Origin of the sequence: Paenibacillus sp. YPG26, assembly GCF_023704175.1 — a bacterium.
Taxonomy (GTDB): domain Bacteria; phylum Bacillota; class Bacilli; order Paenibacillales; family Paenibacillaceae; genus Fontibacillus.
Genome location: NZ_CP084530.1, coordinates 1717244 through 1743192, shown reverse-complemented (window position 1 = coordinate 1743192; position 25949 = coordinate 1717244). Strand labels below are relative to the sequence as shown.

General features: G+C 49.2%; 28 protein-coding genes. 4 read left to right on the top strand and 24 right to left on the bottom strand.

Annotated features, from left to right (window positions below; genetic code table 11):
* Nucleotides 1-49: 49 nt before the first annotated feature.
* From LDO05_RS08135 to LDO05_RS08100, 8 genes are all read right to left on the bottom strand, one after another.
* The gene (locus LDO05_RS08135; protein ID WP_251378340.1) at nt 50-1231 is read right to left on the bottom strand and encodes a D-alanyl-D-alanine carboxypeptidase family protein; all 1182 of its coding nucleotides are present in this window, start codon (nt 1229-1231) and stop codon (nt 50-52) included.
* A gap of 152 nt (nt 1232-1383) precedes the next feature.
* Nucleotides 1384-2208: a purine-nucleoside phosphorylase gene (locus LDO05_RS08130; RefSeq protein WP_251378339.1), complete on the bottom strand. Its 825-nt coding sequence runs from the start codon at nt 2206-2208 to the stop codon at nt 1384-1386.
* Nucleotides 2209-2246: 38 nt separating this feature from the next.
* Entirely contained in the window at nt 2247-3158 is a 912-nt protein-coding gene (gene xerD, locus LDO05_RS08125) for a site-specific tyrosine recombinase XerD (protein ID WP_251378338.1), read from the bottom strand.
* Between the two features lie 18 nt (nt 3159-3176).
* A complete protein-coding gene (locus tag LDO05_RS08120; RefSeq protein WP_251378337.1) occupies nt 3177-3527 on the bottom strand; it encodes a DUF4227 family protein in 351 nt (116 codons plus the stop codon).
* Nucleotides 3528-3605: 78 nt separating this feature from the next.
* Nucleotides 3606-4085, bottom strand: coding sequence for a ferric iron uptake transcriptional regulator (gene fur, locus LDO05_RS08115; protein ID WP_251378336.1), 480 nt, complete (start codon nt 4083-4085; stop codon nt 3606-3608).
* Nucleotides 4086-4180: 95 nt separating this feature from the next.
* A complete protein-coding gene (gene spoIIM, locus LDO05_RS08110) occupies nt 4181-4834 on the bottom strand; it encodes a stage II sporulation protein M (RefSeq protein ID WP_251378335.1) in 654 nt (217 codons plus the stop codon).
* A gap of 75 nt (nt 4835-4909) precedes the next feature.
* On the bottom strand, nt 4910-6100 hold the full coding sequence (locus LDO05_RS08105) for an endonuclease Q family protein (protein ID WP_251378334.1): 1191 nt from the start codon (nt 6098-6100) through the stop codon (nt 4910-4912).
* Complete coding sequence (locus LDO05_RS08100; RefSeq protein WP_251378333.1) at nt 6093-6662, bottom strand: NUDIX hydrolase; 570 nt, start codon at nt 6660-6662, stop codon at nt 6093-6095. Before LDO05_RS08100 ends, LDO05_RS08105 begins: the two co-directional genes overlap by 8 nt.
* 318 nt (nt 6663-6980) lie before the next feature.
* Here LDO05_RS08100 and LDO05_RS08090 point away from each other — a divergent pair, with 318 nt between their 5' ends.
* A complete protein-coding gene (locus LDO05_RS08090; protein WP_251378331.1) occupies nt 6981-8177 on the top strand; it encodes a tetratricopeptide repeat protein in 1197 nt (398 codons plus the stop codon).
* Between the two features lie 77 nt (nt 8178-8254).
* Here the strand turns inward: LDO05_RS08090 and LDO05_RS08085 are convergent, their stop codons facing one another.
* Entirely contained in the window at nt 8255-9391 is a 1137-nt protein-coding gene (locus LDO05_RS08085) for a M20/M25/M40 family metallo-hydrolase (RefSeq protein WP_251378330.1), read from the bottom strand.
* Between the two features lie 81 nt (nt 9392-9472).
* Between LDO05_RS08085 and prli42 the strand changes: the two genes are divergently transcribed.
* Nucleotides 9473-9571 carry a stressosome-associated protein Prli42 gene (prli42, locus tag LDO05_RS08080; RefSeq protein WP_251378329.1) on the top strand — a complete coding sequence of 33 codons (99 nt, stop codon included), beginning with the start codon at nt 9473-9475 and terminating at the stop codon, nt 9569-9571.
* Here prli42 and lipB read toward each other — a convergent pair.
* From lipB to lpdA, 5 genes are all read right to left on the bottom strand, one after another.
* Nucleotides 9561-10256, bottom strand: coding sequence for a lipoyl(octanoyl) transferase LipB (gene lipB / locus LDO05_RS08075; protein WP_251378328.1), 696 nt, complete (start codon nt 10254-10256; stop codon nt 9561-9563). The genes prli42 and lipB overlap by 11 nt on opposite strands.
* A gap of 42 nt (nt 10257-10298) precedes the next feature.
* Nucleotides 10299-11696, bottom strand: a complete 1398-nt coding sequence (locus LDO05_RS08070) for a dihydrolipoamide acetyltransferase family protein (RefSeq protein ID WP_251378327.1) — start codon at nt 11694-11696, stop codon at nt 10299-10301.
* A 54-nt stretch (nt 11697-11750) separates the two neighbouring features.
* Complete coding sequence (locus LDO05_RS08065) at nt 11751-12737, bottom strand: alpha-ketoacid dehydrogenase subunit beta (protein ID WP_251378326.1); 987 nt, start codon at nt 12735-12737, stop codon at nt 11751-11753.
* Nucleotides 12737-13765, bottom strand: coding sequence for a thiamine pyrophosphate-dependent dehydrogenase E1 component subunit alpha (locus tag LDO05_RS08060; RefSeq protein ID WP_251378325.1), 1029 nt, complete (start codon nt 13763-13765; stop codon nt 12737-12739). The genes LDO05_RS08065 and LDO05_RS08060 overlap by 1 nt, the downstream gene beginning before the upstream one ends.
* 122 nt (nt 13766-13887) lie before the next feature.
* Entirely contained in the window at nt 13888-15306 is a 1419-nt protein-coding gene (gene lpdA, locus LDO05_RS08055; RefSeq protein ID WP_251378324.1) for a dihydrolipoyl dehydrogenase, read from the bottom strand.
* A gap of 200 nt (nt 15307-15506) precedes the next feature.
* Between lpdA and LDO05_RS08050 the strand changes: the two genes are divergently transcribed.
* Complete coding sequence (locus tag LDO05_RS08050; protein WP_251378661.1) at nt 15507-15821, top strand: DUF2627 domain-containing protein; 315 nt, start codon at nt 15507-15509, stop codon at nt 15819-15821.
* Between the two features lie 67 nt (nt 15822-15888).
* Here LDO05_RS08050 and LDO05_RS08045 read toward each other — a convergent pair whose 3' ends face one another.
* Genes LDO05_RS08045 through LDO05_RS08035 form a run of 3 tightly spaced genes read right to left on the bottom strand, consistent with a single transcriptional unit; the run spans nt 15889 to nt 17227 of the window.
* Entirely contained in the window at nt 15889-16611 is a 723-nt protein-coding gene (locus LDO05_RS08045; RefSeq protein WP_251378323.1) for a class I SAM-dependent methyltransferase, read from the bottom strand.
* A gap of 25 nt (nt 16612-16636) precedes the next feature.
* Nucleotides 16637-16819, bottom strand: a complete 183-nt coding sequence (locus LDO05_RS08040; RefSeq protein WP_251378322.1) for a hypothetical protein — start codon at nt 16817-16819, stop codon at nt 16637-16639.
* A 33-nt stretch (nt 16820-16852) separates the two neighbouring features.
* Nucleotides 16853-17227, bottom strand: coding sequence for a hypothetical protein (locus tag LDO05_RS08035; protein ID WP_251378321.1), 375 nt, complete (start codon nt 17225-17227; stop codon nt 16853-16855).
* A gap of 265 nt (nt 17228-17492) precedes the next feature.
* On the opposite strand from LDO05_RS08035, the gene LDO05_RS08030 reads away from it, so the two are divergent.
* Nucleotides 17493-18839 carry a GH1 family beta-glucosidase gene (locus LDO05_RS08030; RefSeq protein ID WP_251378320.1) on the top strand — a complete coding sequence of 449 codons (1347 nt, stop codon included), beginning with the start codon at nt 17493-17495 and terminating at the stop codon, nt 18837-18839.
* Between the two features lie 148 nt (nt 18840-18987).
* On the opposite strand, the gene LDO05_RS08025 is transcribed toward LDO05_RS08030, so the two are convergent.
* From LDO05_RS08025 to LDO05_RS07995, 7 genes are all read right to left on the bottom strand, one after another.
* A complete protein-coding gene (locus tag LDO05_RS08025; RefSeq protein ID WP_251378319.1) occupies nt 18988-19518 on the bottom strand; it encodes a GNAT family N-acetyltransferase in 531 nt (176 codons plus the stop codon).
* A gap of 253 nt (nt 19519-19771) precedes the next feature.
* On the bottom strand, nt 19772-20587 hold the full coding sequence (spo0A, locus tag LDO05_RS08020; protein WP_251378318.1) for a sporulation transcription factor Spo0A: 816 nt from the start codon (nt 20585-20587) through the stop codon (nt 19772-19774).
* A gap of 199 nt (nt 20588-20786) precedes the next feature.
* Nucleotides 20787-22133 (bottom strand): SpoIVB peptidase, encoded by a 1347-nt coding sequence (spoIVB, locus tag LDO05_RS08015; RefSeq protein ID WP_251378317.1) that lies wholly within the window; start codon nt 22131-22133, stop codon nt 20787-20789.
* Between the two features lie 95 nt (nt 22134-22228).
* Nucleotides 22229-23971 carry a DNA repair protein RecN gene (recN, locus tag LDO05_RS08010; protein WP_251378316.1) on the bottom strand — a complete coding sequence of 581 codons (1743 nt, stop codon included), beginning with the start codon at nt 23969-23971 and terminating at the stop codon, nt 22229-22231.
* A 21-nt stretch (nt 23972-23992) separates the two neighbouring features.
* Nucleotides 23993-24442, bottom strand: a complete 450-nt coding sequence (gene ahrC / locus LDO05_RS08005; protein ID WP_251378315.1) for a transcriptional regulator AhrC/ArgR — start codon at nt 24440-24442, stop codon at nt 23993-23995.
* Between the two features lie 30 nt (nt 24443-24472).
* Complete coding sequence (locus LDO05_RS08000; protein ID WP_251378314.1) at nt 24473-24928, bottom strand: hypothetical protein; 456 nt, start codon at nt 24926-24928, stop codon at nt 24473-24475.
* 162 nt (nt 24929-25090) lie between these two features.
* Entirely contained in the window at nt 25091-25933 is an 843-nt protein-coding gene (locus LDO05_RS07995) for a TlyA family RNA methyltransferase (RefSeq protein ID WP_251378660.1), read from the bottom strand.
* Nucleotides 25934-25949 lie beyond the last annotated feature (16 nt).

Below are 25949 nucleotides of genomic sequence, written 5' to 3'. Positions count from 1 at the left end.
ATTCGCAGAACGATTCCTGCACCCCGACAAAACTAGAAGAAAACTCCTATCAATCTACAAAAAACAGTTTGGAGGTTGTCCGCTTGAACATCGTCCACCAGCCTGCCTTCTTAATGTCCGCGGATGCTTTAAGCTCAAATTCTTTCAGCACCTTGTCCCCTTGATAGACGACAAGCTTACCGAGCACTTGTCCCTTGGTTACGGGAGCCTTGACCTGGGCCGGAATTTCAAGCTTATGGGTAATCTTCTCGCCAGCCTCGCTCTTCTTCACCAGAATACGGTATGGCTGGGACGCGGCAAGCTGCAGCTCTTTGGTATCGCCTTTTTGGATCTTGACGTTACCCATCACATCCCCCTTGTTGAATAAAGGCTTCACCGCATATTGGGAGAAAGCGTAATCGAACATGCTGCCAACTTCGGCATTACGTGTCTTCGTATTCGGCTCTCCGAGCACCACTGCGATAAGTCTTAATCCATCCCGGCGCGCGGTAGCAGAGAGACAGAACTTGGCTTCTGAGGTGTAGCCTGTCTTCAGACCGTCAGCACCCGTATAGAAGCGGACCAGCTTGTTGGTATTTACCAGCCAGAAGGGCTTCTCGGAATCTTTCCTGAGGTAATCCTGATAGGCTCCGGTGTATTTCGTAATGTGTTCATATTTCAACAGCTCCCTGCTCATCACCGCAATGTCGTGGGCTGAGGAGTAGTGGTTGTCGGTAGGCAGACCGTTGCAGTTCATGAAGTGGGTATCGGTCAGACCCAGCTCTTTGGCACGCTTGTTCATCAGCTTGACGAACTCAACTTCGGTTCCCGCAATCTTCTCGGCCATAGCCACAGAGGCGTCATTCCCGGAGGCCATCGCGATCCCTTTAAGCAGCTCATCCACCGTCATCTCTTCCCCAGGCTCCAGGAAGATTTGAGACCCGCCCATGGAGGCGGCATATTCACTTGTCGGGACTTTGTCCGTGAGCTTCAAGGTTCCCTTGCTGATCGCTTCCATGGTCAGAAGCATGGTCATAATTTTGGTGATGCTTGCGGGCGGCAGCTTGTCGTGACTTTTCTTCTCAAAAAGGACGGTTCCTGTATCGGCATCCATTAATATGGCAGAGCCTGCGCTCGGTGCGAGATCGGATACGTCAGTTGAATTACTTTGTTCCTTTGCCAATCCTGCGGATGGCACGGCTGAAGACGCCAGCATCAGAGCTGCTGTACAGATCAAGAGCCATTTTTTCATTAGAATATCCCCCTCTCAGAACTTTAACTGATAGTCTAGTATCGCCCGGGAGGTGTCCAGAATATTCCTGTATCCACAAAAAAACACAGATCCTCTCCGGCGTCCCGGTAAGATCTGTGTCGGTATACATATTTAATCATCCAGCTAATAATCTATAGCTTAGGAATTATAGAGGTTACTAGACCGAGGAACTTCTCCTTCACGCGTTCCGTGGTCTCCATGACTTCGTCATGCGACAGCGGCTGGTCGAGAATCCCTGAAGCCATATTACTGATACAGGAGATGCCCAGAACCTCAAGACCCGCATGCCGGGCAACAATTACCTCAGAGACTGTAGACATCCCGACAGCATCGGCTCCAAGTGTGCGCAGCATCCGAATCTCGGCTGGTGTCTCGTAAGCAGGTCCGATCATTCCCGCATATACTCCTTCTTGCAGCGGAATATTATGCTCCTTGGCAATGTCTTTGGCAAGCGTACGCAGACGTCTGCTGTAGGCCTCAGACATGTCCGGGAAGCGGGGACCCAGCGTATTGTCATTAGGTCCGGTTAGCGGACTCTGCCCCGTCAGATTCAAATGATCCGAGATCAGCATCAAATCACCCGGGTTATAGGACATATTCACTCCGCCCGCGGCATTGGTTACCAGGAGCTTATCGGCGCCGAGCGCCTTCATGACACGCACCGGAAATGCCGTTATTTCAGGACCATATCCTTCGTACATATGGAAACGGCCTTTCATCAATACCACCTGACGTCCGCCGACCGTACCCAGAACAAGCTCACCGGCATGACCCTCAACCGTGGATTTAGGAAAATGAGGAATATCTGCATAATCAATTGTAACGGCATTCTCGATATGGTCGGCAAGAACCCCAAGTCCGGATCCCAGGATAAGCCCTACCTCTGGCTTGCTGCCAGCTGTATTCAGAATATAATCGGCTGCTTCTTGAATAATGCCCTGATTCAATGTTGTCATAGCTCTATCTCTCCATTCAAATATTCATGTTATGATCCCTATTCCTGATGATCCTGCTGCTGAATTCTAGCCCTTGGATGATAGCTCTGGTAGACAGATTTCAGGTTATCCTTAGACTTACGGATATATACTTGTGTGGTGGACATATCCGCATGTCCAAGCATTTCCTGAACCGACCTAAGATCAGCGCCATGATCCAGCAGATGCGCGGCGAAGGAATGTCTGATTGTGTGAGGTGTAATATCTGCTTCTATTCCCGCTTCGCTCCCATATTTCTTGATCATCTTCCAGAATCCCTGTCTGGAGAATCGACCACCCATGCGATTGGGGAACAGCACCTCTTCATCCTCCTCGATCAAGATCGGTCTGGAGTGATCCAGATACTTCGATAGCCAGAGCGCGGTCACTTCGCCAAAAGGAATAATCCTCTCCTTGCCCGTGTCCCCGCCGCATCGCACGAACCGCAGGGAAGTATCAATATCCTGCACACCCAGCATAATCAGCTCACTTACCCGAATCCCCGTGCCATACAATAGCTCCAGCATTGCCTTATCCCTGAGTCCCACCGGCGCGGTTGTATCCGGCATGTCCAGCAGCCGGCCTACCTCGAATTCTGTGAGAATCTGCGGCGCCTTCTTCTCATGTCTCGGCATGTCGATCAGGAGGAATGGATCATGGCTCAGCATCCGTTCACGGGTCATGTAGCGAAAGAAGGACCTTATCGACACAGACGCCCGGGTGATTGAGGCTGCCGCTCTTCCCGCCTCCTTGAGTCCCGCAAAGTAGAGCGTCAAATGCACCTTGGATACCTGCCCGGCTTCCTCCAGTCCACGCTCTTGCATAGCTTCTGTGAATTGCTCCAGATCCTTCTGATAGGATGACAGCGTTCCAGCCGCAAGTCCCTTGTGATCCCTTAAATATTCAATAAAAGAAGCGATGTACGGCTTCACTGTCCTTCCTCCTAACTCTTACTCCCCATACCAATAAAAGGTTCTTAATCTTTCAAGCGGGGATCCGCCATCCGAACTGCCGTCATCCCTATGATGAAACGCCTTCACCGCCGCACCTTGCGGTGTTCCATATTTATCAGCTGGAAATATCCATGTATCGAACCAGCCTATCATCTTGTACAAGAACAGTGACAATCCCAGAAATATAATCGTCAGCTTGATGAACATCAGCAGCTTGCGGAGCGAAATGACCATGCCTCTCCCTCTTTCTATACCCGATTTCACCTTCACATAAAAGACGGTATAGATTAAGTATACAGACAAGTCGTGCTCATTATGATTGTCTCTATGCAGCCAAATGAGGGACACATGTACCTTGATATTTGGCCAAAAAAAAGCCCCCGGCGGCCGGCGGCCGAAGAGAGCTTACGGTAACCCCCAAGATTGTTATCCAATCTTCTTGTCGGCGTCCCCGTTCTTATCTTTGTCTTTGTCCTTGCAGCGGTAGCAAATCCCCTGAAAATCAAGCCGGTGATCAAGAACCGTGAAATTGAATTCCTTCTCCAGACGTTCCTCCAAAGGGCCTAGCCAATCTTCTCTGATCTCATCCATTGCCCCGCATTGAACACAGATCAAGTGATGATGATGATGCTTGGTTGTATCCGTACGAAGATCATAACGTGCAACACCATCGCCGAAGTTAATCTTCTCTACAACATGAAGCTCACTTAGCAGTTCAAGTGTCCGATATACTGTCGCAAGACCTATTTCCGGAGCTTTATCTTTAACGAGCATGAACACATCTTCCGCGCTCAAATGATCGTCTTCATTCTCAAGCAAAACCCTTACCGTGGCTTCCCGTTGGGGTGTCAGCTTATAACCATGGGATTGAAGCTGCTGCTTAATTTTATCGATCCGTTCTTCCATGTTAACCTCCCCCTTGGAAAAAAAGCCGAACCACTTCTGGCATAAATCGCTTCTTTCATTATAGGGGTTGAAGATCAACAAAGTCAAACATTTTGCTAGAGCGAAGCGGCGGCTGACGCCTGTTCCAGCACTGGGGCAACCCATCCTATCAATACGGGTGTAACCCAGGTTTCAAAGGTAGATATCCCAAGAATTAACAGACAAAGACCTAGAACCAGACCGGTATAATTCAGGAACGGCTTCGATAGGGAGCCGCGTCCCTTCAGCAGAACTCGGCTTCGGATGATGCTAAGGGAAAAGCTCACTGCGGCCACACTGCAGATCAGCAGTACAGGTATCAGTACCAGATTTTGCGGCGCAATGGAGACAAGCGCAAGCAGCATGCCCTTCCAGGTGAACTGACCGACAAGGCAGCCGACAGAGAACCCGATCAATACACCCTTAAGAAAGTCCAGAATCAATATTCCAGGCAGGCCAATTACGGACAGGCCAAGGATCCAGATGAGCCCGAGCCATTTCAGATTAAGTACGGCTATGCTCCAGAACGAGCTAAGGCCCGATGAGCCCAGGTGATCCTCATTGAAGTTCGTATAGAAATCTCCCAAATAACGGGACAAATCCTGCTGCTGCTCAAGCGTAAGGGCATTAACCATAAGGGCGCCAAAAACTACCCCCATCAGAAAAAGCACCGTTACAAAAACATACAGAGGCGTCTGATCTTTGAGTGTGTGGCTGAAGGTTCTAAACATAAGGCCGATCTCCCTTCTTGTCCATAGAAGTACTCTCTTATTCTATGAGCAAGGGCTCAGCCCTATGCGGGGAACTTATCCCTTGTGAACCTTACCGTATGTGCCTCCGCCCCCGGCAATAAGCTGCATGGTCCCGCTGCGCGCTTCCCCGATTGCTTCGGCAAGCTCGGCTCCTACAACCCCGGCCAGCTCTTCAACGGGCACACGGTGAAGAATATTCATCTCGGTTCCAAAAGCCTCCAGCAGTGCGGCGAGCTTGGCCTTCCCAAGACCCGGGATGAATTCAAGCGGAACCTGGTAGTGATAGGGCGGCCTATGGGCAGGGACCGCCGGAGCTTCCCGGTCAGCAATCGAGAGAATCCGGTCCAGAACGCCGCGGGTTAACTTGGTGCTCCCGCAGTAAGAACAGCGCTGCACGGAGATGCCTTGTTCATCAATGATGCTCTGGCATCCGCTGCAATAGGTCCGGTGATACTTGCCGAGTCTGGGGTTCAGACCGTAGTTCGCCGTAACTTTGCGCCCACCTTCTCTAGCCAGCGCTTTCTCGAACTCGCGGTAGTTCGGACTTCCAAGCGCCAGTTCATTATATTCACGGCCTATCTTGCCCAGAGAGTGGGCATCCGAGTTGGTCAGGATCGTGAATTCATCCAGTTCACTTAAGTAACCTGCCATCTCGGAATCTGCGCTAAGACCCAGCTCGACCGCGTTCACCCGGGATAAGTCCAGGACGTCGGACATCTTGGGAGCAGCACTTCCGTAAATACTCTTATGCGGCGTAAAAATATGGGCGGGGATCAGCAGACCACCGCGGGCTGTAACTTCCTCCTGCAGGGTAAGTGCCGGAGCGTGCAGCCTTTGTGAGCTGAGCTGAATATTCTTCATCCTCTTGGACAACCACCCGGTGAACTCCTCCATCATGGATAGATGGGGGAAGTAGACCAGCAGATGGGCCGGGCCCATCCCAGGTTCTCGGATTTCAAGCTCACAGCCCAGCAGGATCGTTGTTCTGCCATAAGAGATTCCCCCCTCTTTCAGCTCTTTCATTTCCCCTTTGTCCAGACTATTCTTGATGTCTGCCTGAACGCCAGGCGAGTGGCAATCAATAATTCCGATGAGATCAATCCCCTTGCGATCGCTGGCTTCACTGGCAATTTGCGCGAAAGTAAGGTTCCGGCTTCCACTAATCTTGACCGGCTCCCCCTTCTCCGTCCTGCCGATATGGATATGCAGATCCGCGTAATATCGCTGAAGCGGTGTCTCACTCATGGCCGAATTTCCCTGTATGACTTGCCAGTTCCCAAATGTACACCGCCAGCATCGTCTTGGCATCCGATATCCATCCTTCAGCCATATACCGTTTCACTTCATGCAGCGTAGATTCATGAACCTCCAGGAATTCATCCTCGTCCGGAGCCGATTCGCCCTTCTTCAGATCTTCCGCCAGGTACAAGTGTATGATCTCGTCCGCGAACCCTGGTGAGGTGTAAAAGGAATGCAGCAGCGAGACCTTCCCCGCTGAATATCCCGTCTCTTCCTGCAGCTCCCGCTTGGCGGCCTCGAGCGGGTCCTCCCCTTTCTCAAGCTTGCCCGCAGGAATCTCCAGCTCGCACCGGCCAAGTGGTGTGCGGAACTGGTCGACTAGTAGAATCCGTCCGTTCTGAACGGCGAGCACAGCAATCGCGCCAGGATGCTTAACCACTTCCCGCTCTCCCTGGCTCCCATCAGGCAGTTCAACGGTATCAACTTGAAGTGAGATTATTTTGCCGGAAAAGATAGGCTTGGTAGAAATCACCTTTTCGTTCAATGCTGAATTTGGAGATTTATTCATGAATTTTGCCTCCTTTTGATTGTTATGAACATAACTTGTCCCTTCTGAACATATGGTGATATTATACCAAATCGCCAAGGAAAAGGAGCATTTGATCATGAAGAGCTACTTTGCAGATACCAGGTTTCATATATCAGGTAAAGCGTGGCAGGTAAAGGCCCTTCTGTCGAATTGGAAAAAGAACATCGGTCCTGACATCCAGGTCAAGGACCTTATCACTATAAGTTTACGAAAAAAGTGAATTATTTTACGATTTTGACAAAATCCGAATACATTTAATACCTATTTGTGTTATTAAGAAGATAGGAGGGTTGCCAAGTGGAAAAGAAACGTCAGTTTGACTCGGATCGGACCAAATCCAAGTCGTTATCCCTTCTTTATCAGATGAGCCTAAGACACAGGGACCGGGGGGACATCACGCAGGCGATATCAAGCTTGGAAGAAGGGCTGTTAAATGCCTTTGGACGGGAGTACAAAACGGCTTCCGAACGGGGAACTCTAGCAGAGTGCTGGATTGAATACGGGAAGCTGCTTCGGCGGAACAACCAGCATGCGAAGGCCATTTATGCGTTCGAGCAGGCAATAGCTTTTACAGGCTATGAGATAGATGCCTTGACGGAATGGGGAGATCTTCTTCATGAGCAGGGCTACAGTGATGAGATTATCGCCGAAAGAATGAATCGTAAGCTAATGCAATCCCCGAACCAAAGTGAGATTCTGGTTGATATCCTGTGCCGGATTGGAGCTTTTCATACCGCTTATACATACCTGGATGCTAATCCCTCACTAACCAGTGAACGCATGCTGCAGCTGCATACAGAATGCTTGATACGGGAAGGCCTTTTTGAACAAGCTGTACACTATGCTTCAAAAGCAATTGACGCGGGTCAGCTTAGACCTGCTTTCACCGATCCGCTCGCCATGGACACTCTTCTGTGCCGCTGGATCCTTGGAGAAGAGGACTTTACAGCTGTTCAGAACAGGCAGTTATTGTCTGAAGCACTCAAGCGCGCAGTGAACCTGGGTCTGTATGACCTGGCTTTGAGCATAGCGGGTGAAGATACGTATCTGCAGAATGAGCTTACACTTTGTCTGTATTATGAGGGTTACACGAAATCTGCCAAAGTAAGATTAACCGATCATTACCCCATGGTCTCCATGGACTATAGCGAACCCCTTCACAAGGAGCTGGCGTTCATTATGGCGGAGATCGATTACGATGAGGGATTCTACGACTCCGCTGCCCGGATTTTTGAATCACTGACCGAGAAAGACCCTCTTACCGCTACCTACCGTTTTGCCGCGGCATCCTGTTACCTCAAGAAATCCCATCAGGAAATGGAAGAACGCCTCAGCTTGAATACACTTAACTCTCTCGACACCCAAAAGACACAGCATTATAAAGAGACGATAATCCAGTCACTATATATCGTTGAGCGCTCGTGCTGGCATACCGTCTGGACACCTGCCCAGCTTCGCAACAAGTCCTTAGCCCCTACTTTCAGGCAGCTGTAGTGCTCAACTGTCAAATAAAACAGGAGACAAGACTTGTTCCGTAAGAACATGACTTGTCTCCTGTTGTAGCGCGGGGGTTAGGAAGGAGTCGATATGCGGGCTGCTTTGACTATTTCTAACACCAGCTCAGCCGCTTTGACGATATCATCCGCTTTAATCCGTTCAGATGTCGTATGAATGTTCTCGTAGCCGACTGCAAGATTGACGGTCGGGATGCCGAGGCCGTTGAAAATATTCGCATCACTGCCACCGCCGGAATGAAAGGTCCGGCCGCTAAGTCCCAGCCTGCTGGCTGCCTTTTTTGCAAGCTGTACAACGGGCTCTTCTTCCGTATGGTTAAAAGCAGGATAAATGATAGTGCTGTTCATTTTTCCTGTTGCTCCATAATCAAGACAAGCAGAATCCAGAGCCTGCTTCATCCCGGCAATCTGTTGCTCCACCTTCTCATGTACGATACTGCGCGCTTCCGCATACAGCTTCACGTAATCGGTCACCACGTTGGTGGCTCCGCCCCCCTCGAACTTCCCAATATTGGCAGTAGTCTCCTGATCGATACGCCCCAGGTTCATTCGCGCGATGGCTTTGCCCGCTACTTGGATGGCACTGATGCCATCTTCCGGGTTGACCCCGGCATGGGCTGATCTCCCGAAGATTTCAATCTCAATTCTCGCCTGGGTTGGAGCGGCAACGCAGATGGAGCCCACTTCTCCGTTCGAATCCAAGGCAAAGCCATATCTGGCGTTCAGATGCTTCGCATCCAGCGCCCGGGCCCCCATCAAGCCTGATTCCTCACCAGCAGTGATCACAAACTGAATATCCCCGTGTGGAATCTGATTCTCCTGAATGACCTCGATTAATTCGATTAAGGCAGCAACACCTGCTTTGTCGTCCGAACCGAGAATCGTGGTGCCGTCACTGCGGATCCAGCCATCTTCTCCAATTACGGGCTTAATCCCTGTGCCAGGGGCTACCGTATCCATATGACAGGTGAATAAGAGAGGGTCGGCCTGTGCCAACCCATTACCCTTCAGTGTGGCAATCAGATTCCCGGCACCGTGCCCGGTAACTGCCGCTGAATCGTCCTCGGTGACGACAAGTCCCAGATCCTTGAATTTCTTCGTCAGTACATCTGCGATCTCTCTCTCCTGCCCTGTCTCGCTGTTAATCTGCACTAACTCAAGAAACAGGTTGATTACGCGGTCTTTATTAATCATCGACTTTCCTCTCCTTCCGATTTAGGCTAAAATGATAAGGTATGGGACCGGCCATTACTTAATCTTAAAGGAGTCTGGAATATGCCGAAGAAATGGATGAAAATTTTTATATACCTCATGCTTTTTGCCATGATTGGATCAACTTTATTATTGGTGGTTGAACCCTTTATCAATAGGTAACCTTCTCAGGCCATACGGCATCGTAGCCGAACACCTCAGTGAAATAAGGCACGATGTCCTTGGCCGTCTGTTCTACCGTGAATTCGTTACCCGTAATATCCTCCAGTGAGGTTACTCCGTATTCTTGAATTCCACAGGGAATAATCCCCTGGAAGCCCTCGTTCTGAATTCCTGATTTAATATTGAATGCGAAACCGTGGCTCGTCACAAAACCTCTTTTGCCCCGGCGCTTATTGAACTTAACTCCTATTGCACAAATCTTCTGATTACCCACCCACACACCGGTATATTCCGGCTTCCGGCTGCCTTCAATTCCAAAGCCTGCAAGATAATTGATGATGACCTGCTCCAGCTTACGCAGATATTCATGCAAATCAAGTCCCTTGGAACCATCCAGAACGAGAAGAGGATATCCAACAAGCTGACCTGGACCATGATAGGTAATGTCTCCGCCCCGGTCAATTTCAAAGATGGAAATGCCCTGTTCCTTCAATTGCTCAGGACTTAGCAGCAAATGTTCAGGATGTCGCTGGGAACCAATCGTATAAGTCGGCGGATGCTGGAGAAGCAGCAGGGTCTCCTGCTGCTCCTCACGGTCGACACGCTTCACGATATCTTTCTGGAGCTCCCACGCTTCCCCATAATCCATGATCGGGATGTAGCGCACTTCCAGTGTTCTATTCATGATGAGTCGCCTCTTTTCTATTCATTGTATCAGCTTCGCTGGTTAATAGACCTGAGTATCAAGTGAATATGCCTCAATATTATCCTTCACACGCTGCATGAAGCGTCCGCAGATCACTCCATCCAGAATCCGGTGATCGAGCGACAGACAGAAATTAGCCATCGAACGGACACCGATCATATCGTTAATCACCACAGGTCGTTTCACGATGGATTCGAAGGTAAGAATTGCCGCCTGCGGGTAGTTGATAATTGGCTGTGACAGAATCGAACCAAATGAACCTGTATTGTTCACCGTAAAGGTTCCACCCTGCATATCATCAAGCTTGAGCTTGCCTTCACGTGTCTTGCGTGCCAATTCCTCAACTTCCCTTGCAAGTCCGGCAATGTTCTTCTGATCCGCTTTCTTGATTACAGGGGTCATCACAGAGTCGTCCGTGCCTACGGCAAGAGAAATGTTGATGTCACGTTTCACGATAATTTTGTCAACGGCCCAGACCGAGTTCATAATCGGATAGTCTTTAATTGCATTTACTACAGCCTTGATCATAAAAGCCAGATAAGTCAGATTAACGCCTTCTTTGGCCTTGAACTCATTCTTGAGCTTGTTGCGGAGCTGTACCAGATTTGTAACGTCTACCTCGATCATCATCCAGCCATGCGGGATCTCCGATACGCTCTGACGCATCTTCGTGGCAATTGTATTACGGATCGGGGTAATGTCGATGTAATGCTCCGCCTGTCCGCCTTCAACTTCAATCGTTGGAAGCTTAGGGGTATCACTAAGGTGGATGCCTGAATGGCGAACAGGCTCATTCACTTGCGGCTGCTGAATGACCGGTGCCGAAGTCACATGGCCTGGCAGCACCTGGGCCTGCGATTGGGTCTGAACCGGTGGCTGTGATACTGGAGCGGTCTGCACAGAAGGAGCGGACGATGAACCAGCACCTCCACTCTCAATATGCTTAAGCACATCCTTACGGGTGATCCGTCCACCCATACCGGTACCCTGTATAGCGCTGAGGTTGAGACCATGTTCAGCCGCAAGGGTCTGCACGGCAGGCGAATAGCGGCTTCGCAGGGAAGCATCCGCCGAAAGAGCAGGAGACGAGGAGCCACCAGCTTGAGAAGCAGCCGCGCCGCTGGAATCCGGCTGAGGTGCGGCGGGTGCAGCTGCAGACGCAGCGGCTTCAACTCCAATACGGCAGATTACAGCTCCGACATCGACTGTCTCTCCTTCCTGGGCGAGGATATCTCCCATAATTCCGTCCAGCGTTGAAGGAAGTTCGGCATTAACCTTATCTGTAATGACCTCACAGATTGGTTCATATTGTTCAACCGGATCTCCCGGTTTTTTCAGCCATTTACCAATGGTTGCTGACACCAATGACTCCGCCAGCTGAGGCATGACTACATCCGTCCATGTTTTGTTCGATGACATATTCTCACTCCTATGATTAGAGAGCTTCGACTCACGAAGCTCTGCAGTCAATTCTTAATATAAAGCAAGCTCCAGCATGGCTGCTTTGACCTTGTCTTTGCTCAGCATGAAGAATTTCTCCATCGGAGGGCTAATCGGCATGGCAGGCACATCCGGACCGCACAGACGCTTGATCGGTGCATCCAGCTCGAACAGGCACTCTTCGGAGATAATGGCAGATACCTCTGCACCTACTCCGCCTGTCTTGTTATCTTCGTGAATAATCAGCACCTTCCCGGTACGGCGGGCAGCTTCGATAATGGATTCACGGTCAAGCGGCTGCAGGGTGCGCAGATCCAGAATATGCGCGCTTATCCCCTGCTCTGCAGCCAGTTCCTCGGCAGCCTGCATGGCAAAGTGAAGCGGCAGACTGTATCCGATCACCGTGATATCCGAACCCTCGCGAATAACATTCGCTTTACCGATCGGCACAATATAGTCATCCAGCGGCACATCTTCCTTAATCAGCTTATAACACTTCTTGTTCTCAAAGAACAGAACGGGATCCGGGTCTCTGACCGCGGCTTTCAGCAAGCCTTTTGCATCATAAGCCGAGTACGGAGCAATAATCTTGATCCCTGGGGTGCCAAAGAAGATGGATTCAGGACACTGGGAATGATACAGTCCCCCGAAGATCCCGCCACCGATTGGCGCGCGGACCACGAGTGGACAGCTCCAGTCATTATTGGAACGATAGCGGATCTTGGCGGCTTCGCTTATGATCTGGTTGGTAGCGGGGAGCATAAAGTCTGAATACTGCATTTCAGCTATCGGCTTCATGCCGTACATGGCTGCCCCGATTGCTACTCCTGCGATAGCGGATTCCGCAAGCGGAGTATCAAGCACACGCTGTTCACCAAATTGCTCCTGAAGGCCTTTGGTTGTAGTAAATACTCCACCCTTAACGCCAACGTCCTCACCTAATACAAACACATTCTCATCCAGTTCCATCTCCTCTTTCATGGCGAGGCGGATGGCATCGATATATTCCATAACCGGCATTAGCGAACATCTCCTTCATTGTCGGCATACACATGGAGCAGCGTATCCTCCGGTTTTGGGAACGGGGCCTTATCAGCCGAATCAATCGCTTCCTTGAGCTGCTGGGCAATCTCCGCGGAGAGAGCCGCATCCTGCTCTTCACTCCAAATTCCACACTCGATCAAATACTGCTTCATCTTCGGAAGTCCGTCCTTCTTCCAGTTCTCGTCAACCTCTTCCTTCGTACGGTAAGCGAGATCGTTATCTGAAGTAGAGTGCGGGGAGAGACGGTACATCATAGCTTCAATCAGAGTTGGACCCTCGCCGCGAACAGCACGCTCCCGTGCTTCCTTCACAACGCGGTACACTTCCAGAGCATCATTTCCATCCACCCGCACACCCGGGAAGCCATATCCGAGCGCCCGGTCACTGACTTTGCCAGCGAGCTGCTTCTGGATCGGCACTGAAATCGCATATTGGTTGTTCTCACACATTATAATCACAGGCAGCTTCTGAACACCTGCGAAGTTGCAGCCTTCATGGAAGTCCCCCTGGTTGCTTGAACCTTCCCCAAAGGTGACAAAGGATACGATATCTTTCTTTTGCATTTTGGCTGCGAGGGCAATCCCGACAGCGTGCGGCACCTGAGTGGTTACCGGACTTGATCCTGTCACGATGCGAAGACGCTTGCTGCCGAAGTGTCCTGGCATTTGACGCCCCCCGCTGTTCGGATCTTCAGCTTTGGCGAACACAGACAGCATAAGCTCTCTGAGGCTCATGCCAGCGGCCAGAACAAATCCGTAGTCACGGTAATACGGCAGGAAATAATCCCGTTCCCGATCCAGAGCAAAAGCCGCGCCCACCTGCGCTGCTTCTTGGCCTATACCGGAGACGTGGAAATTGATTTTGCCTGCACGCTGAAGAAGCAGGCTGCGTTCATCGTATTTACGCGCAAGCAGCATATATCTGTACATGTCGATCACTTCAGCGTTAGATAGTCCAAGCTGCTCGTGTCTGGTTTGTGTTTTCACAGAAGATTTCGCATTCATAGGGAGTTACCTCCTTCAAATTGAGACTAGGTTAGTAGTCTCCTCTTATAACCTGGTACTAAGACTAGGGATAACTCTATTATAAGCGGTATCCGAGCAAAAAGAAAATCTTTTGCCAAACGTTATATCCCAATGGCTTGTCCATCTAGAGCCAGCGCAGCTTCGCCTATAATCTCAGCTAGCGTCGGATGAGCGTGAACAACCTGGCCAATCTCCCAAGGCGTGGCATCCAGTACCTGTGCAAGAGCCGCTTCCCCGATCAAATCAGTCACATGAGCACCAATCATATGCACACCCAGAATGTCATTGGTGTCCGCGTTGGCTATAATCTTCACAAAACCATCTTTATCTCCATAGACGAGCGCTTTGCCAATAGCCTGGAATGGGAATCTCCCCGTCTTTATATTATACCCCTTTGCAGCAGCTTCCTTCTCCGTGAGGCCGACAGCAGCCACCTCGGGACGTGTATATACACATCTCGGGATGTGTAGCGGATTGTAGCCATGTGTTGGTTCACCCGCTAAGTGCTGCACTGCAGCGATGCCTTCGTGACTGGCCGCATGGGCCAGCTGCAATCCGCCGATACAATCACCAATCGCGTAAATATGCGGCTCTGTGGTCTGGAAATGGTCATTTACCCGAATGAACCCATTCTGAAGGCCAACATCCGTATTCTCCAGGCCAATATTCTCCACATTGGCTTGTCGGCCGATTGAGAGGAGAAGCTTGTCTGCCTGAAGCTGAATCGACTCATCTCCCTGCTGGGCAGAGATCGTAACTCCGTTTCCTTTCTGGACAGAATCTGGAATGATTGAGGTTCCTGTAAGCACCTTGACGCCCCGCTTAACCAGAAGCTTCTGCAATTCAGCAGCGATATCCGCATCCTCGGAAGGGAGCAGCTGATCAGCCGCTTCAATGACGGTAACCTCCACTCCGAAGTCGTTAAGCAGCGAAGCCCACTCCACCCCGATAACTCCGCCTCCTACAATGAGTATGGAATCTGGCAATTCCTCAAGTGTGAGCGCCTCGTCACTGCTGAGTATGTACCCGTCATCCGGTTCAAGACCCGGCAGGTGACGAGGCCTTGAGCCGGTGGCAATGATCAAATGGCTTGGGACAATGGTCTCCATCTCCCCATCCGCCAGCTCAACGGCAACCGCCCCGCTCTTCGGGGAGAAGATGGATGGCCCGATAACCCGGCCTGTACCTTGAATGACTTTAATGTTATTTTTGCGCATCAAATATTTAACGCCGCTATGCAGCTGATCAACAATCCCTTGTTTGCGCTGCTGAACTTTCGGGAATACGAGCGCCACCCCACTGGTTTCGATTCCATAGCTTTCACTATCCTTCATTTGAGCATAAAGCTCCGCACTGCGCAGCAGACTTTTGCTCGGGATACATCCGCGGTGAAGACAGGTTCCCCCAAGCTTGTCCTGTTCAATGATGATCACTTCCTTGCCAAGCTGTGCCGCCCGGATCGCGGCAACATATCCGCCTGTTCCGCCTCCCAATATAGCTACATCGCACGTAATCGTCATTTGAGACCTCCACTAGATAATCATAGTTATTTGGTTATTATTGTACCTTGTTTTCTTCTGATATGGAATGAAGGCCATTTCCTCAAGCTTTCAAATAGACAGACCGGTGTGAAAGCGTTATGATTAAAATGATTGTGTTAAACTACTCAGCCTCTAAATTATGATCAAATCAGAACGTACAGGAGATACTACTCATGACAATGCGAACCCTCACCGCCCGTTTTATTGCGGTCCTCATTCTTGTTATTCCCGGAATCATAGCTATGACTGGATTTCTCTATATGAAAGATGCCCTATTCAAATACCTCTACATGCATGGCGACGATTCGCTTACACATATTCCGTTTGACTGGCTGAGCTTCACAGGAGGGCTCATTATGTTCCTGGCGGGAATCTCCTTCCTTGGGGGCTGGATCTTCTTTCGCGACCGCAAGCGCGGTTATATTGGCCCTCGCTTCCAGGAGACGAAGAACAAGAATCGGCCTAACGAGCAATCTGTGAACCGGTCTTCATAACAGAGAATTACACAACAAACAATAAGCCCCCGGATGAATAACGAACTCCGGAGGCTTATTATTTGTTCTATATTTGCCTAGTAAGCTTGAGATAACTGTCGGCATTCCTCTGAAAACGATACTCCGTCCTCATTTCTTCTGCCAACCAGCCTTTGGATGCAGCGAGCTGGATTAATGAATCCAGCTCTTCGTACCGGTTGCTGCTCAGATCTACCAGGGGGAAGATTCGTATCTCTTCCCGTGTAATTCTCATAAGCTCCAGCAGGGATTCCTCATGAAATTGCCCGCTCAGCCGGTCTGCATACATGAATAGAAAATGGGCTGATAAGGTAAGATCAAAAGATTCATCCGCAAAAGGAAGCTTGGGAAATTCAGCGTATATATACTTCTCCGGACATTGTCTCCGGTGCTCAGAACTGAGTGCGAGCGCTTTTTCTCTATACTTGTGATGACCTTCAACACTGCCATAATAATCCCATACATACTCATTACGAGCCTCTTCCAGACGTTCCCTCGCGTGGACCAGATCCTGAATACCCTTGGATTCAAGCTCATCGGGCCCGAACTGATAAGCAATATCCGCGGCAGAGATGTTGTATTCCCGGCTGCTGCCTTCAGCTGTCAACGAGCATGCTCCTGCAGGGCAGTCCAAGATAACGCGTCCCGCAAGCTCCGATTCATCCAGATCGAACATCGCCAGGTACTCTGAATACGTCCGGCCTATGAATACAATACGTTCCAAATCCAATTTCATTTTCTTACTGTCTCTGCTCATCTCATCTCTGCTCATCTCAAGCTCACCTCATCATGATTATTTATTCATACAGCGCATCCCTAAGCTTGCTCGACATCTTGGATGGGCTGGCTGAAGCTTTGAGCAACGCTGTGCGCAGCCGGGCATTCTCGGCTTTCAAGTGTTCAATTTGAGCCTGAAGCTCAGCAATCTCGTCACTTACTCTTCTATCCAGATCAGATAGATAAAGGTCGGTGTTCTCCATATATGTCCCCCACAGTCTGAATGGTCTGCTGATTTAAGTATTCAATTTCTTAACAAGTCTGTCAAGAAGATTGACGACCTCACCCATTCCATAGAAAAAAGCAGCGCTCATCACAGCAAGTACCCACCACTCCATAGCGATGATAAGATCGAAGCCATTTGCTGAATCCCGGCCTGTGAACATACCCACCAGAACTCCTCCTACTAGTATCAGCACACCAAGACTTTTGAGCATAATACCAACGAGGTTGGGCAGACCCGCCTTCCGACGGGGGGATTCCAGAACTACATCCGAATGACCGTCTGCATCAAGCTCCTTAGCCTCCTGCTCCGCGGCAGCGAAGCTCGTGAATGTCTTCTTATGATCACTATTATTATCCTTGTCTTTGTAAGTAACCTGATAAGCCATTGTATAAATGCTCCCTTCCTGCTTCCAGCAATAAGATTAGCAACATTTTAATGTAAAATCACTTCAATATTGACGCTTTTCAGATCAAAAAGTTACTGTTCACCTACAATTCCAGATGACACTCGCCTCAAATTAATAAATTGTGAATTTAATTAGAAGACCGTATGAATTTATATAGTTATGTATTATAATTGGTTCATAGTTTCGAAACCGGTTTCGAAAACCTGGTATAACTACTTTTATGAAATGAAAAGGGGCGTTCGATATGGCAAAAATACACTTTCCACAGGATTTCATCTGGGGATCTGCTACATCATCCTACCAAATAGAGGGAGCTATTGGAGAGGATGGCCGGGGAGAATCGATCTGGGATGTATTCTCACGGACACCGGGCAAAGTACTTAACGGGGACACGGGCGATGGGGCCTGCGACAGTTACCACCGCTACAACGAAGACGTGGCCTTGCTTAAAGAGCTGGGAGCCAAAGCCTACCGATTCTCCGTGGCTTGGCCGCGGATCTTCCCGCAAGGGGATGGAGAAGTCAACCAAGCGGGACTTGACTATTACCATCGGCTAGTCGATGAATTACTGGCCAATGGCATCGAGCCTATGTGCACTCTGTATCACTGGGATCTTCCCCAAGCTCTTCAAGAGCGCGGTGGATGGGATTCCCGTGATACAATTAACGCATTTGTCCGTTATGCGGAGACGATGTTCAAGTCCTTTGAGGGCAAGATTAGCAAATGGATCACATTTAACGAGCCTTGGTGCATCTCCTTCCTCTCCAATGAGTTAGGCGACCATGCCCCCGGGAACAAAGATTTCCAGCTTGCTCTGAACGTCGCCCATCATATCCTCGTTGCCCATGGGGAGACCGTGAAGTCCTTTAGACAATTAGGCATTAAAGGAGAGATTGGTTTTGCTCCGAACACGGAATGGTTTGAGCCCTTCAGCCAGCAAGAACAGGATGTTGAAGCCGCAGAGCGCCGTCTTGAGTACTTCAATAACTGGTTCTTCGATCCGGTATTCAAGGGAATCTACCCACAAAGAGCTCTGAACTGGTACAAATCCAAAGGATATGAACCTCCGGTTCTGCCTGGAGATTTGGAGATCATTAGCCAGCCCATTGATTTCATTGGGATTAACTATTATACCGGTGGTGTCGGCAGGCATGATCCTGAAGCAGGAATTCTGGAATTCGAGCCGGTATCCGGCGGGTTCGATACAACCGATTTCGATTGGAACATCTACCCTCAGGGCTTCTTGAATGTTCTTCAATGGGTAGACCGTGAATACGGCTCTATTCCGATCTATATCACTGAGAATGGCGCTTATTACGAGTCTGAAGCAAGTGAAGACGGCAAGCAGCATGATCCAAAGCGTATCGCTTACCTGCAAAAGCATCTTTTCCAGCTCTCACGAGCCATTGAATCAGGAATCAACGTTAAAGGATACATGCTGTGGTCCCTTATGGATAACTTCGAATGGGCATTCGGCTACACCAAGCCATTCGGCATCGTGCATGTCGACTTCAAGACCTATACACGGACGCCGAAAGACAGCTATTATTGGTACCAGAACGTGATTGCTTCCCATGGATTCGAAGTATAGTAATAGACCTTAAATGTAAATACCTGCACAAAAGGAGCTTCTGATTGTCAGAGGCTCCTTTTGTATATCCATATATCCACACCTGTGCACCCCTATACATAAGTGTCCAAAGACTAAGCTAGATGGAATGGGTAACAACCCACTCCTCTTAAGCTTCAATAGGCTGCAGCTGAAGCCGATAGCACTTCACAAGTATGTCTCCATTCTGCATTTCCTTCTCCCTGGCACGCTCAAAGCCTAGAAACTCATATAATCTTATGGCGGGAGCCATGACATCAGACGTATGCAGATGAATTGTATCAGCGCCCCACAGCTTAGCTCTGCGTACAGTCTCACTAATCAATTGGGTGGCAATCCCTCTCCCCCTTGCCTTCGGAGAAGTTGCGAGCAGACGAATGATCGGAGATTCTATCTTGAGATCAGGACGGCCATACGCCGCTTCCGAGGACAAGAAAACAAGCAGACTGCCCACAATTTCCCCATTTAGCTCGGCTACAATGCGCGCTGCCGGGCCTTCTGTATAGACAGATTCACGAATTGACTTGATATATGGCTTCCACCGTTCCTCCGGCATGCTCTGCTCATATTGTCCGTAAGCTTCTACCATCAATTTCTCGATCGATGCCCGATCCTCAGGCACAGCATCACGGATTATTAATCTTTCTTGCCTGCTGCTCATATCCATCCTCCTCCTTAACAGTGAAGTGATCATAATCTCCAATAAAACCTACCCGTTAACATGGGATAATATTACTTTACCATGATTAGGTATGTGCAGGTAATCAACTTTTTTGTACCGATTATAGGAATTTTCTATAAAAAACAAAGCCACTTCCAAGGTTAGCATGCTGCTTCCCTTCAGAAATGACTTTAGCTTCTACAGATGCTGCATGAGCTTCTGTATATTATTGTACTCACAGCCCCTTACCCTTTCAGCTAACCTTATGCTCAATTCTCAGCTTATCTGCCACCATGGCGATGAATTCACTGTTGGTCGGCTTTGATTTGCTGATGTTGATGGTATAACCGAACAGGTGACTGATGGAATCAATGTTCCCGCGGGTCCAGGCTACTTCAATAGCATGGCGGATTGCGCGCTCCACCCGTGAAGGGGTTGTCTTAAATTTCTCCGCAATAGCCGGATACAGGGTCTTGGTGATTGCTCCCAAGATTTCTATATTGTTGTACACCATAGTGATGGCTTCACGCAAATACTGATATCCTTTAATATGCGCAGGTACGCCAATTTCATGTATGATCGAGGTAATATTCGCATCCAGGTTCTTCCCTTTAGCCATAGGAACCACATTGGATTTGAACAAGGAGGACGATGAAGTTGAACTTTGACTGCCTAGACTTTGCGATGGAATCCCGACCAGCTGACGAATTCGTTGAGCAAGCACTTCCATATCAAAAGGCTTGAGGATGTAGTACGAAGCCCCGAGCTGCACCGCTCTTTGTGTAATATTCTCTTGTCCAAATGCCGTTAGCATGATTACCTTAGGCTGCGGAGACAGATTCATATCACGAAGGCGTTCAAGTACGCCCAATCCGTCCAGATGAGGCATAATAATATCAAGAATCAGAACATCAGGAATCTTGGAGCCGTTCTCGATCATCTGAAGAGCTTCTTCTCCGTTGTATGCAATACCCGAGATGGTCATATCTTCCTGTCCTGAAATGTACTCCGCCAGTAAATTCGTAAATTCCCGATTATCGTCAGCCAACAATACCTCAATGTTTTGCAATTTCCATGTCCTCCTTAGAAATTCTGTATTTGTGTCGCTTATCTTTTCATGTCCTAATATATGGATTCGACATAAAGATCTGAATCCCTTCGTCGAAAATTATTTTTCTTTATTTTTTTTAAAGCCTATATTATAATAAAATATTTATTACAATACTTGACGTCAATTTTTCTTTTTCGACAAAAAAATCTTAAGGCGGTTAGCTCGCCTTAAGATTTTTCGCTTGCCCTGAATTGTTGATCATGACACCAGCATCCTGCAGCATCCATTCAATAAAGCAGCCATATCCCGATTTGGGATCATTCACAAAGACATGGGTTACTGCACCAATCAACTTGCCGTTCTGAATGATTGGGCTCCCGCTCATTCCCTGGACAATTCCGCCGGTCTTGTTCACTAATCTTGGATCCGTAATCCGAATGACCATCCCTTTGGTTTGTGGTGCATTTTGAGATGAGACATGGACGATTTCGATGCTGTATCTTTCCACTTTTTGTCCGCTTACGACAGTCAGGATTTCGGCAGGGCCTTCTTTCACATGCTCAGCAAAACCGACAGGAATAGGATCACCATAGAGGCTATGCTCCGGATTCGTGGACATCTTGCCGAATATGCCAAAGTCGGTATTCTGCTCAATATTTCCTAGGACACGGCCCTCTTTGATAAAATGCGCCCTTTTCTCCCCGGGTTCTCCGTTCTCGCTCTTGGAGATTGAAGTAACGCTTGATTCAACAATTTGGCCACTGCCAACCACAATAGGTGTCTGGGTATTCATATCAGTGATTACATGACCCAAAGCCCCATAGACCCCTTGCTCTGGAGCATAAAAAGTAAGGGTACCCACGCCCGCAGCCGAATCGCGAATATAAAGCCCCAGACGCCACGTCTTGTCCTGCTCGTCAAAGACAGGAGACAATGTGGTTCTGTAGACGTGCTCTCCGCGCTTATAAGTCACTTCAAGCGGCTGCTTCTGCTGGCCTGCCTGTTCAACAATTGAGGCAACATCCTTCACATCCTTGAGCTCGATGCCATTCATGTGCGTAATGCGGTCGCCGAGCTGAAGTCCTGCCTTTTCTCCTGGGGATTGCTTGGAGTTACCGGACATGCTGACCAAATGGTGTCCTACAACCAAAATACCAGACGATTTCAGCTTAACACCAATGGTCTGTCCACCCGGGATAACCTTGAGATCGGGAATAACATTGACTTTGACTGTCTTAAGAGGAATTTGACCGAATAATTTCATACGGAGATGAGCCTCTCCTGCGGATTGGGAACTAAGCAGCAGCGGCTTTCCTTTACCAAAAGAAACATCACCCGCGGACGACTTAGCATCACCGCCAAGCTGTACCACATCCGGCCGGTCTACACTGACTTGTGCCAGAACCGGAAGGGCTGATTCTATACGGGCAAGCTCGCCCTCGACTAATCTAAGCTCGTTCGGCATGAGTGGATTGCTGACCTCTCCTGCTGCTGCCGAACCTAAGAAACAAAAGAAAAAAGTAAATAAAAGGCCGAGCATTCTCTTCCTGAGGTTCGGGTTCAATGGCTGTCACGCTCCCTTAGCTTCTATCGCTTGACGAAAAGGTGGTCGCCAATTGCGTACCTATAAGATACCCCCGAGCAGGCCATTTATTACTGTCAATCATTACTCCGGCAAGTAACCTCAGCCTTCTGATCCCTTGCCAACCCGAGCATTTCCTGGGCATGATGCAGGGTCTTCTCCGTAATTTCAACCCCGCCGAGCATACGGGCAAGCTCCTTCACCCGGCCTGTCTCCGTCAAAGCCTCCACTTGAGTCATGGTACGGCCGTCATGAACCGTCTTCTCAATAAGATACTGATTGTCAGCCATACAGGCTACCTGAGGAAGGTGTGTGATTGAGAACACCTGACAGGTTGCTGACAGCTTGTACAGCTTCTCTGCTATGGACTGGGCTGCCCGGCCGCTAACTCCCGTATCCACTTCGTCAAATATTAGAACCGGCACTTCATCATGTCTTGCAAAAATGCTCTTCAAGGCAAGCATCATCCTGGACAGCTCACCACCAGAAGCAATCTTGCCAAGCGGCCTTAGCGGCTCGCCTGGATTTGGTGAGATCAAGAACTCGGCCGTATCCAGGCCCTGCCGGCTTACGCGGATACGCTGACCTCTCCACTCCACTCCCGATGGATCCTCAAGCCGGCCAAATTTAACTTTGAGGGAGGTACGGCCCATCTGCAGATCCTTCAGCTCAGCTTCGATCTGAATGGCCAAGTCGTCGGCGCACCGCTGCCGTGCCTGACTTAATGCCTCCCCTTCTTCAAGAAGCTGGGTAAGCAGCTTCTCCCTGCGGGCACTCAGTCTCTCCAGAATTTCATCCTTGTTCTCCAGCGTGTCGGTCTCCTGTGTGATCTGATCATAATAGGCAAGGATTCGCTCAATACTGTCCCCATATTTGCGCTTCAAGGTCGAAATGAAATCCAGCCTTTCTTGTACCTCGTCCAGCCGGCCAGAGTTAACCTCAATGCCATCCCGGTAATTCCGCAGAGCAAATGAGGCATCTTCCAGCTGATAATAAGCGGATTGCAGCTGTTCCAGGATCGGCCCGATTCCCTTGGAATCATAACCGGCAATATCCTCGAACCTGGATATGGCTTTGGCTACAGCTTCAAGCCCATGTGAACCGTTGAGCAGCTCATAGGCACCCGAGATGGAATCCATCATTTTCTCACTATGGGATAGCTTGACCTTTTCTTCCGCAAGTAATTCATCTTCTCCGGCTTTTAGTTTGGCGGCTGCGATCTCCTCAATCTGGTAACGGTACATATCCAGCATCTGGAATGTCTGCTGACTGGATTTCTGGAGCTCATTCCATTCCTTCTCCACCTTAACAAACGCGGAATAGGTCGCTTGATAACTTGCCTTTAGCGGGGCCAGAATGTCGGATCCAAATGCATCCAGCAAATGGAGATGCCGCTCTGGACGAAGCAGCGTCTGGTGCTCATGCTGACCATGAATGTTGATCAGTTGGTCGCCAATCTCTCTGAGCATGCTCAAATTCACCATTTGACCGTTGATCCTGGAGATACTCTTACCCTGCGCACTGATCTCCCTGCGAATGATAAGCTCCTCTGACGGATCGGCATGTATGCCCAAGCCTTCGAGCGTACTCCATGCAGGATGATTGCCCCGCAGATCAAAGGAGGCTTCAATCTCTGCCTTGTCGCAACCGTACCGGATCAGATCGGCTGACCCCCGTCCTCCCGCAATGAAGCCAAGAGCATCTATAATAATGGATTTGCCGGCACCCGTCTCCCCAGTAAGAACATGAAAGCCTCGATGGAATGTAACATCAACCGATTCAACTACGGCCAGGTTTCTAATTGACAAGTGAACTAACATGAGCGCACCTCCGTCCGCCTATTAAGGAATAAAACTCATAATTTGATTAATAATGGACTTGCTGTACTCTTCCGTTCGGCAGATGATCAATATCGTATCGTCTCCGCAGATTGTGCCCAGTATCTCTGGCCACTCCATATTATCAATCAGTACAGCTACGGAATTCGCGGTTCCCGGCAGACACTTCATCACAACCAGGTTCCCTGTATAATCAATATGTACAAAGCTGTCAACCAGATAGCGCCTCAGCTTCTGTACCGGATTAGCCCTTTGATCGACCGGAAGTGAATACTTGTACCTGCCATCGTCCATTGGAACTTTAATGAGCAGAAGCTCCTTTATATCCCTGGATACCGTGGCCTGAGTCACCTGATAACCCGCCTCACGCAGAGCTTCTACGAGTTCATCCTGGGTTTCAATTTCCTGTCCGGTAATAATTTCACGTATCTTGATATGTCTTTGGCCTTTCATACATTCCTCCGTAAATGCCTAATATTCGGCTTATTCATCATCAGAATCCAGTACGATGACTTTAATCTCACTATGCTCGGCATCGATATATAATAAACCTGAACAATCCGGATATAACAAAAGAAATGGGAGCAGTTCCTGGCGGACTCCGCTGCCAGTCCATTCTAGTGGCTGTCTTGCACGAGCTAATCTAACTAAATACAGTTCATCTTCCCGGGTAGCTACATAATCGATAAACAGCCGGCTGTGCAGCTTCGTATGGTTAACCATGAAGGTAAGAGGTACCCGAAGCTTGCCGCTGATCACCTCGTACCCGTGCTCCTTCAGCAATTCCACAGCAGGGTGACCAGGAATGTCCTCATTCAGATCGAAGTGAAGTCCGCGTCTTAACAATGCCGGCCTACGCAGCCAGGACTGAACACTCCGGTAGATCAGATACAACAGAATGGCAACGACAACAACTATTAAAAATCCATCTGCCTGCATACCTATTCCATCACCTCAAAGGGTAATTCGACAAGGGAAGGACCTCATCCTTTTTCTAATACATAAATATACGGACCAACCAAAAAAGAAACACTTGTTCTCATTATACAAGATTTATTAAAAGAGTTTCAATCCCGAAAAAAAACCGCTGCAGGCAGCGGCTCATTTATGTTGAGGGTTAAAGGTACCCGAAGCTTCTTCTACAACGTTGCGGGCAAGCTCCGGTATATTCAACTTAGAATCTCCCTCATTCTGCTCATCCGGATCAAGCCGAAGGTGCACCAGAAATTCGATATTACCTTCCCCTCCGGTGATAGGCGAGAAGGTTAATCCCTTAATACCAAAGCCTTCCTCTACGGCAAAAGTAAGCACTTGTTCCATCACCTCCTGATGTACCTTGGCATCACGGACAACTCCAGTCTTTGGCACCTTGTCCCTGCCCGCTTCAAATTGAGGCTTAATCAGCGCAGCGACATCAGCCGGCCGCTTCAGCAGACTCTTAAGCGGAGGCAGAATTAATTTCAGGGAAATAAAAGAAACATCAATACTCGCGAAATCAGGCACCGGGCCATCCAGATCTTCCGGGGTCATATACCTAAAGTTCATGCGTTCCTTGACATTGACCCTCTCGTCATTACGCAGCGACCAATCCAGCTGATTGTAACCTACATCTATCGCGTAGACATAAGACGCTCCGTTCTGAAGCGCACAGTCGGTGAACCCACCCGTTGACGCGCCGATATCGAGCATAACCCGTCCGCTCATATCTAATCCAAAAGTATTTATCGCCTTGGCAAGCTTAAGACCTCCACGGCTCACGTAGGGGTGTATAGCCCCTTTCACGTTAAGCTGGGTGTCACGCGGAATCTTGGTTCCGGCCTTCTCAATCCGTTCCGTATCCCCATACACCAGACCGGCCATAATAGCTGCCTTCGCCTTCTCTCTGCTCTCAAAAAATCCTTGCTCCACAAGCAGGACATCTATCCGTTCCTTAGAACCAGCCATGTTCATCTCCTGTAGT